This window comes from Budvicia aquatica DSM 5075 = ATCC 35567 (genome assembly GCF_000427805.1).
Lineage (GTDB): Bacteria > Pseudomonadota > Gammaproteobacteria > Enterobacterales > Enterobacteriaceae > Budvicia > Budvicia aquatica.
In genome coordinates this window covers 1-8,792 of the sequence record NZ_ATYS01000085.1, presented here as the reverse complement: position 1 = coordinate 8,792, position 8,792 = coordinate 1, and the positions used below count along the sequence as shown (strand labels likewise).

Genomic DNA, 8,792 nt, shown 5'->3' with positions numbered 1-8,792 from the left:
CTGGCGGCACTAGCGCGGTGGTCCCACCTGACCCCATGCCGAACTCAGAAGTGAAACGCCGTAGCGCCGATGGTAGTGTGGGGTCTCCCCATGCGAGAGTAGGGAACTGCCAGGCTTTAATTAAAAGTNATAACCCTCAGCGTAAGCTGGGGGTTTTTGCTTTTATGGAATATGGAAAATNCCTANTCGAGTATGGGAACGTACCGCNGGTGCGTAACATGCGACCAAATCGTCGGGAACGATTTGGAACAGCGCTTGCGCTGGCCCCGGAGGGGCGAGTATCAGGATGATACGAGTATTGTAGGGAACTGCCAGCCTTTTTGTTTTGTCTGAAGNTTGTCGGTAAGCGTCTCGACAGAGTAGGACAAATGTGTCGGGAACACATTTGAACGTCGCTTGCGACGGCCCGAAGGGCGGCGGGCAGGAAGCNCGGCGTAAACTGCCAGGCTTTAATTAAAAGTGATAACCCTCAGCGTAAGCTGGGGGTTTTTGCTTTTATGGTATGTGGAAATCCCTATTCGAGCATGGGAACGTACCGAAGGTGCGTAACATACGACCAAATCGTCGGGAACGATTTGGAACAGCGCTTGCGCTGGCCCTGAAAGGGCGAGTATCAGGATAATACGAGTATTGTAGGGAACTGCCAGCCTTTTTGTTTTGTCTGTAGCTTGTCGGTAAGCGTCTCGACAGAGTAGGACGACGATGTTGGGAACACATTGGGCAACGTATCGCATCTATGTCTATATCGCGTCAATAAAAAAGCCCTGATGGCTATCAGGGCATATAAATCAAGAACATGGTACTTGAGAGAATTATTCCTCTCTGACGTTCCATTGCTTAGCTAACTGAGATTTTGTCTCTCCCTGTAGCCAAGTATTAATACTTTCAAGCAGCTTTGTATTGTCTTTTTTGACCATATACACTTTGTGGCTCTCGGTTCCGGAGAACGGTTTATCTGTTGCCATACACAACACATTTGGTTCTTTATTCTGGTAGTAATCACCTTCAATCAGGTCAGTAATCATGACGTCAGCGGTTTTATCTCGCAGAGCCTGTAGGTTATCGAAGTTATCTTTAACCCGAATAATTTGTGCCTGCTTGATATGCCCGTCAACAAAACTTTGATTTGTGCCACCCGGATTAACTACCAGCTTAACGCTAGGACGATCTATCTGGGATAAGTCAGGCAGTTCTTTAGCAACCGCGCAGCTAGCCAGTGCAATCTTTCCATTGGCTACGATAGGTTTACTTAGTCCGAATTCAGCTTCCCGCTTGGCGGTTGCAGTTACTCCACCCATCGCTACGTCAAAGTTATCTGCCGCTAAATCAGCGGAAAGGGTTGGCCAACTGGTCTTAACAAAATCGACCTTCAAGTTTAGGTCTTTACCTAACGCCTTGGCCATATCAATATCATATCCGGCTAACTTACCCTCAGCATCAATAAATGCTAACGGAGCATAGTCTCCTGGCACACCCACCTTCAGCGTACCTGATTGTTGGATGGCTTCCATACTACGAGCCTGAACGTTCATACAGCTAAGAATAAGAGCGGTACCTAACAGAACTTTAAATTTCATTGTTGTAATCCTTATTTGTGTTATTCATTCCGTTAATAAACATTAATTAAACTGATAACTCCAGTGAAAAAAGACGCGAGGCTCTTTTTATTGATGAGGCCATTTCAGCTGAATATTCTATCTATTAGGCGTAGGCGTAACATATTATAAATGCTTGATGATATGAGAATGGGATACAGCAGAAATTAAAAGGCCCTCAAAATTGAAGGCCTGTTGTTACCAGATGAAGTTACAGAATACGACTGATCAGCTTATCGATGCGGATACGTCTTAGCCTACGGATAAGTTTACGGATCTTCACCGGATAGAATTGGATACTTTGCAATTGCTGATAATGACTAACAACAAAAGTATGTGTCCTGATGCATTCTAATTCACGCTGGCGAGCATCTTTTAGTTCGCCTTTAGGATCATGAATTAGGATCGCATTTTCCAGATCAAGGTGCCAGGCTCGTGGATTCAGATTGTTACCTGTAATCAACTGCCAGTTATTATCAACCCAAATTCCTTTGAGGTGGTAAGTATTGTCTTCATCCTTCCAAAGGCGAATAGTCAGTAGCTCTTGGTCAATATAACGCTGTAAACGCGTAACGAAACGGCGAAGATTGATTTCGTAGAGATAAGGTAAGGCGCCAATGATTTTAAATGGCTGGTCTTCAGGAATATAGAAATCATTGGCCGTTTTGTCGCCTACGATAATTTCAACTTGTTTACCCTGACGAAGGAGTGAAACGATATTTTTCACCAGTTGAGCCGGCAAGTTGAAATAGGGGGTACAGATGGTTAGTTTTTCTTCGGTAGCATTCATCAACCAGTTAATGGTTTTATTCAGCGGACTGTGGCGGCCTAAGCCGACAAGTGGAGTCACTGCTAACTGGTCGTTCCCTACATTGCCTTGAAACTCGTAGCCCTTAGTTCTCAAGCCTTGTCTGAACTTTTTGATTTCATTTTTAAGTTCAGGGCTTTTCGGGCGATCTTTACAGTTTAAGCGGTGCACGGCTTCAGATGTAAGTACCGATTGCTTGGCATAGCCCGCCATGCTGTCAGCTAATGCAGGATTGGTGATGAGTTGATAGCGGTCGTATCTATATTTATCATGTTGATGAAGATAGACGTCATTTACGCTGGCACCGGTGTAGGCAACCGTATTATCGATAATACTGCCTTTTAAATGTAGTACGCCTAAAGCTTCACGCGTGTTAACAGGGACACCGTAGATTGGAATTTCAATTCCGGGATGCTGTTGGGCCATTTTACAATACCAATCTGCATTAGTATTTTCTTTGGCATCCCCAATTCTTCCCCGCTGTGCACGATGCCAGTCTACTAATATAGCCACTTCTAATTCTGGGCGACGTATTTTAGCCTGATAAACGGCAGATAGGATATCTATACCCGCATCATCATGTTCTAAATAGAGCGCAATCAGATATATGCGATGCTCTGCATGGTTAATCAAGTCAAGTAAAGTAGAGCGATAATCACCAGGCGTTGATAATATTTTAATATCATCAATTGGCTGAGATATTTTAGGCAATTGTGCAAGGTGTTGTTGAGATTTCTTACGTTTAAATGATGACAACATCACAGTGCATTCTTCTCTTGTTGGGTTATGGTGACTGACCATAACGTGTATATAGTTAACAGTCGAATCGGATAATACTACCACCACTTAATGCTAATGTGACCAAAAAACAGCGCTTATATTATAAAACTGTCGTAGATATAACAGATTTTAACCAAGTGCGTATTTATCGCATTGAATTATATGAATATAAAAAATAATTAGATTTTGCTTACCTGTTTTTCTCTGAAAAATTAATAAAGGCATCTAACGTTCTGTTGGCTTTTCCTGCCAGATAACGCTGCTTAAAGTTAATAAAGTGATTATTTAATTGTTCTGCTGCGGGTTGGTCGTTAACTTGAGATAGTAGCCTGATCGCCACTTCTACAGTACATAGCTGCTCTTTATTACTGGCTTCTCTCAGAAGGTAGTCTGAGCTCTTATCCGCGTCGATTGCCAGAACCGGAAGATTATCCAGATAGGGGCTTTTTCGAAACATCTTTCTCGCTTCCGCCCAGGTACCGTCAAGCATAATAAATAACGGGCGCTTTTGAGGCTGTCTCTCCACCTGTTTCGTTACTCTTGCCGGATGTGAATACGAAGCAGGGAAGATCACATAAGGTTGATAGCCCGGATCGGATAATAACGCTAATAGCTGTGGGTCAATATCCGTTCTGGACCAAAGGAAGGCCTTGGTATCTGGCAGAATATCTGCAATTAACCTACCGGTATTACTTGGTTTTAGCGGTTCAGTATCATACATCAGTAAACAAAAGCAGCTATTGGCAGCCATGGTGGAAATCGAAGAACATAGGCAATGAGTTACTGGTAGCAGGCAGCGTTCGCAACGTACCACTCGGGAACCCCGGGCTTTATAATTGCGGGTTGATAAGGCTAAGCGTGCTTCACGAAGATTTAATACGACATTATTTGAGAGGGGCGTGAATTCAATTTCTGTCGCCATTTTATGCGTGCCTGAATAGTTTTTGCAGAATAACAATACTCATCTATAGAAGCGGTATTGAGTAAGGCCTCAAAAATTGAGGGGGGCATAATACGTTAAAACCATCACATACACCTGTTTTTATATGTTTATCATGCAGGTGGTTAATTTAATGAGCTGTATTATAACGAATTAATTATTATGGTCAATGTTCATGACGTCCCACGATTTCCCACGAAAAATCACTACTGCCTACATTTTATTGTAGGCTTAAATGTAGGTTTAAAATAACCTATGGTATAATGTCATCAACATACTGGCGCTGCTATAAGCCATTATTGGTGACTAGTTGTGTCGTTGAAATGATCAAAAAAGTAGTATAACAGGAGTTATTGTTATGACCGATAAGCAGGTCAGTAAATCATTGTCTACTAAAGCCATTGAGGCAATGAAGCCTAGAGATAATGACAAGGCAGATTCTGGGGAAAATCGGGGATTACGGATAACCTGTGGTGCAACTGGGGTTAAGACTTTCTTTTATCGTTACACAAGCCCCTTGACTCATAAACTTACACAAATAAAGATCGGCCATTTCCCCAACATTACATTGGCACAAGCCAGAGCTAAGTTACATGAGTTAAAACAGATCAAGAATGAAGGCCGATGTCCTTCCACTGAAATCAAAGCTGCGAAGCAAACTAAAATTGAGAAAGACGCAAGAGATCAGCGGTCTTTATTAACCGTCGAAGGTTTGATTGAACTCTATTTAACGCAACGAATTGAAGATCGTAGAGGTACTGATGGTCAAATTATTGCGGGAGCTCGAAAAAAAGCAGGACAAGTCGCTACTCGTAGAATGTTAACAAAAGACTTTGTTGAAAAAGTGGGAGACCGCCCAGCAAAAGACATCACGAGAAAAGATGTGATTGATGCGGTTATGACAGTAATAGAGCGGGGTTCTAACGTGCTGGCAGGGATCCTGCTTCGAGAATTGTGTTCTGCCTATGAGTTTGCCCTTGGGTTAGGACGACTAGAGGAAAACTTTGTCAATCCCGCATTATTAGCCAAGTATAGTATGAAGCAAACTCGGATCAAACTGACGCCACAACCGGGTAAACGGGTTCTCTCCGAAAAAGAATTATCACTATTTTTACGGTGGTTACCACAATCAAAATATCCAGTGAATATTAAGCGCGTTCTCTATTTAACGTTATTGACCGGATGCCGTACAGGCGAAGTCTGCAATATGGCTTGGGAAAATGTAGACTTCGTTAAAGGGACGAGCCATCTTGAAGAAACTAAAACGGGAACTGACCGCCATGTTCAACTTTCAAGGCAGGCAATAGAGTTTCTTAAAACGTTCCATGAGCCATCAGATCGTTACCTATTTACTGCCCGGGCCAAGATAGCCAACCGGCCCATTTCTCAAACCTTCCTGAATACAAGCGCCGATCGGTTACGTGAACGTGGCCATATGATTGATATTCCGCACTGGACGCCGCATGACCTACGCCGAACCGTCCGTACTGGGTTATCTCGCCTTGGATGCCCCAGTGAAGTCGCAGAGGCTGTTTTAGGCCACTCACGCAAAGGTATCGAGGGCACCTACGACCTCCATAGCTACGAGGCAGAATGTAAAGTCTGGCTGCAAAAATGGGCCGATTATCTTGACAGTCTGATAGCAGAGTCTAACAATAACTTGAGCCCAGCGGCTCTAACTCATCAGTGATAATATTCCATCATGAAACGAAAAACACCCACGCCCCACGATTCGTTGTTCAAGCAGTTTTTATCTCATGCAGAAACGGCACGTGATTTTTTGCAAATACATTTACCACATTCGCTGCTAGAGATGTGCGACCTCAACAGTCTCAAATTGGAATCGAGCAGCTTTATCGAACCGAACATGCGGGCGCACGTCTCGGATATGCTCTATTCTGTGAAAACAACACAGGGGGCGGGATATGTATATTGCCTAATCGAGCATCAAAGTACGCCCGACAAGTTGATGGCTTTTCGCCTGATGCGTTACAGTATTTCAGCCATGCAGCAACACATTGACCAAGGACATGATACCCTACCGCTTGTTATTCCAATCCTGTTTTATCACGGTCAGATACAGCCTTACCCCTTTAGTCTGAGTTGGCTTGACAGCTTTGTGTTACCGGAACGAGCAAAAGATCTGTATGCCGGAAAATTTCCGTTGGTCGACCTGACCGTATTACCTGATACGGAAATCTTGACTCACAAACGTATTGCCCTGCTTGAAATTATTTTGAAACATGCTCGTCAGCGAGATATGGCAGAATTGTTAGGAGAACTGGTATATCTCTTGTCACTGGATTATTATACCGATGAACAGTTGAGAACTGCGCTCAATTATCTGATTCAGGTGGGCAACACCGCTGATCCTGATGGTTTTATTCGGGAACTGGCAGAACAATCACCCCAACATGAGGATGTATTGATGACTATCGCACAGCAACTAGAGCAACGAGGCCTAGAAAAAGGGCGTCAAGAAGGCCTTGAGAAAGGTTTGGAAAAAGGACGTCAAGAAGGCGAGAAGGAAGCCGCATTAAAAATTGCACAGAGTATGCTTGATAGCGGTTATGATAACGAAATAGTGAAAAAAATGACAGGGTTAAGCCTTGACGAGCTGACGCAGATCCAACAATAAGTCTATCATGAGTCGGTAGTAGGCAACTACGCCGACACGTTGGATCATTGGCCGCTTGTCTTCACGTTAAGTCACTGGACGGTGAAATCACGTTGACGGTATAGATCGGTTCTGCATGAAGACGTATCGGTCGTATTTTCAGGGAAGGGAAGCAACGTAGGTCGCCGAGCTTCGGGCCATTCAGGTCAGTGGCTTCGCCATTCATCAATTAAGTTCTGTCATGCAAAATACCCCGTGAACGCCGTTAAGGCCATCGTAAGCCATCGCGCCACTGGCGTTATTCCACGCAGGGTAACTCCCTTGACCGCCAGGACCGAGAACAACACCGTTAAGCGAAGTCACACTATCAGTGGCATCCGCCCACGCAAAACCATTCGCTGTCGGCGTTATCCCGCTCGACGGGTACGCGGCTGACGTAAGGGCACCCCAATTATCCCACAACGCCATTCTGGTTGCCGAACGTCCGGGTGAATAGGCACTATCCAGTTCCGTCGGCAGCGAACTTGACACCTCCGTATAATAGGCCAGCCGGTACCCGCCACCCAAGGCATTGCACGTCGTCCGTGCATCATCTAATGTCGCGCCAGTGGTGTTAATCCCCGTGGTTCTCATCCACAATTTGGGCGTAAAACGGTAATCAATCGGTTCTCGCGCATTGGCGCTGTCAGTAATCGTGATGATTGCCACATTATCCCCCGGTGCTGGCGCAGAAAGCAGCATCACGTGGCCCATCCCATTCACCGTAAACCAAGTCTTACCCAGCTTATTTGAATAGGTGTATGTGCTGTTTATCGACGTATCGACCCCATTCATCAAAAATTCGAACTCGGCACCATTAAACCCGGTGCCCGGAAATGATGCCGCCTCTGGCATGTCGAAACCATTCACTCTCACGACCAGTGGGGCATCAACCCTGAAGGTGTACGTTTGGGAGTCCATCGGTCCGGTGGTTGCCATGTTGGGTGAACCCGTCGTTGATGAGACGATAACCGGTGAAACGATTTTCGCCGTAATGACCCCGCCGGGTGCAATACTCCCCAGCGACTGCCCAAGCTGTAACGGGGTTAATGGCGTACCATTTGCCGTAAAGAGATAATCGGCTTGAAGAGAGTCTATCTGCGTACTTAGCCCACTGTCATCATCGTCATCCTCAGGAAGGTCCAATAACTCCGTCGTGCCAATAAAATGGTGGGGCACAAACCCGGCAGACATCAACGCATGATTGACGATGAGCTCATTGTCCGGCGTTCGCAGCACTAACATGCCCGGCGTGATTGTGGGTGCCCGCCCCATAATGGTGCCGGTAGAGGAACTCATTACCGCCTGCGCGCCGGCACCATACAGCACCGACGTCAGGACGCCCAAAGCCCACGATACACGGAGTGCGGTGGGTGTTATTGTCAATTTCATGTTGCTACCTCTCGCCACTCACCTTGAGTCATACGTATCGCACGAGATGGTCATGGCGACATGAGTGGTTTCCCTTCCCTGACAATACTTTAACCGACGACCCGGCACACTGGCATAATCAGTCTCGACCGGCAAGGCACGTGCCCGGCAATATGACCCTCTGAATGTCAGGGTATCGTCTGGTCAGCGCTAAGGCAACCTTGACGTGTTTCCTGTGGTTCGTGGGCGAAAGAACCAACACAGCGATAATGTCGAACTCACCTATCTCACCCATTCCATCCAATCAGCAACCAGATAGAAAATACCACCAAAAATGGCGAGGACAATATACGGTTTTATCTCTGGCATGGTTATCTCCTTAATTATGTTACGCTTGCTCGCGTCAGATGCCCCATCATCAGTCAGGGTGGTGAATTTAACCTCGACGATAACGAGCAATACTGTCCGTCACCAGTACGGTGGCAATACCGAGCATCCCGCCGAGCAAGACCCCCAATACCAGTACCAGCGCCTTTTTAGGCCGGTCCTTTTTCACGTGCTCCCCCGGCGTGAGCTGATAACGATACACCTGTGCGGTCACCTGCTGTTGCAATAACGGCGCCAGCAAACTCAGTTCCCGAC

6 protein-coding genes, 1 rRNA gene and 1 pseudogene are annotated in these 8,792 nt (G+C 45.8%); 3 read left to right on the top strand and 5 right to left on the bottom strand.

The features are described 5' to 3' along the window. A 5S ribosomal RNA gene (gene rrf, locus YWE_RS0120000) occupies positions 1 to 115 on the top strand. Positions 116 to 812: 697 nt separating this feature from the next. Here rrf and YWE_RS0119995 read toward each other — a convergent pair. The 3 genes from YWE_RS0119995 to YWE_RS0119985 form a co-directional block, all read right to left on the bottom strand. Then, on the bottom strand, positions 813 to 1,577 hold the full coding sequence (locus YWE_RS0119995; RefSeq protein ID WP_051323469.1) for a transporter substrate-binding domain-containing protein: 765 nt from the start codon (positions 1,575 to 1,577) through the stop codon (positions 813 to 815). A gap of 229 nt (positions 1,578 to 1,806) precedes the next feature. Next, a complete protein-coding gene (gene pssA, locus YWE_RS0119990) occupies positions 1,807 to 3,162 on the bottom strand; it encodes a CDP-diacylglycerol--serine O-phosphatidyltransferase (protein ID WP_029096093.1) in 1,356 nt (451 codons plus the stop codon). A 211-nt stretch (positions 3,163 to 3,373) separates the two neighbouring features. Then, positions 3,374 to 4,105, bottom strand: coding sequence for a tRNA-uridine aminocarboxypropyltransferase (locus YWE_RS0119985; protein WP_029096092.1), 732 nt, complete (start codon positions 4,103 to 4,105; stop codon positions 3,374 to 3,376). 376 nt (positions 4,106 to 4,481) lie between these two features. On the opposite strand from YWE_RS0119985, the gene YWE_RS0119980 reads away from it, so the two are divergent. Together YWE_RS0119980 and YWE_RS0119975 are read left to right on the top strand one after the other, a co-directional pair. Then, positions 4,482 to 5,813 (top strand): tyrosine-type recombinase/integrase, encoded by a 1,332-nt coding sequence (locus YWE_RS0119980; RefSeq protein WP_029096091.1) that lies wholly within the window; start codon positions 4,482 to 4,484, stop codon positions 5,811 to 5,813. A gap of 12 nt (positions 5,814 to 5,825) precedes the next feature. Then, the gene (locus YWE_RS0119975; RefSeq protein ID WP_029096090.1) at positions 5,826 to 6,761 is read left to right on the top strand and encodes an Rpn family recombination-promoting nuclease/putative transposase; all 936 of its coding nucleotides are present in this window, start codon (positions 5,826 to 5,828) and stop codon (positions 6,759 to 6,761) included. A 204-nt stretch (positions 6,762 to 6,965) separates the two neighbouring features. On the opposite strand, the gene YWE_RS0119970 is transcribed toward YWE_RS0119975, so the two are convergent. Both YWE_RS0119970 and YWE_RS30990 read right to left on the bottom strand, forming a co-directional pair. Next, on the bottom strand, positions 6,966 to 8,171 hold the full coding sequence (locus tag YWE_RS0119970; protein ID WP_029096089.1) for a PI-PLC domain-containing protein: 1,206 nt from the start codon (positions 8,169 to 8,171) through the stop codon (positions 6,966 to 6,968). 415 nt (positions 8,172 to 8,586) lie between these two features. After that, positions 8,587 to 8,792, bottom strand: a pseudogene (locus tag YWE_RS30990) (hypothetical protein); the annotation flags it as partial.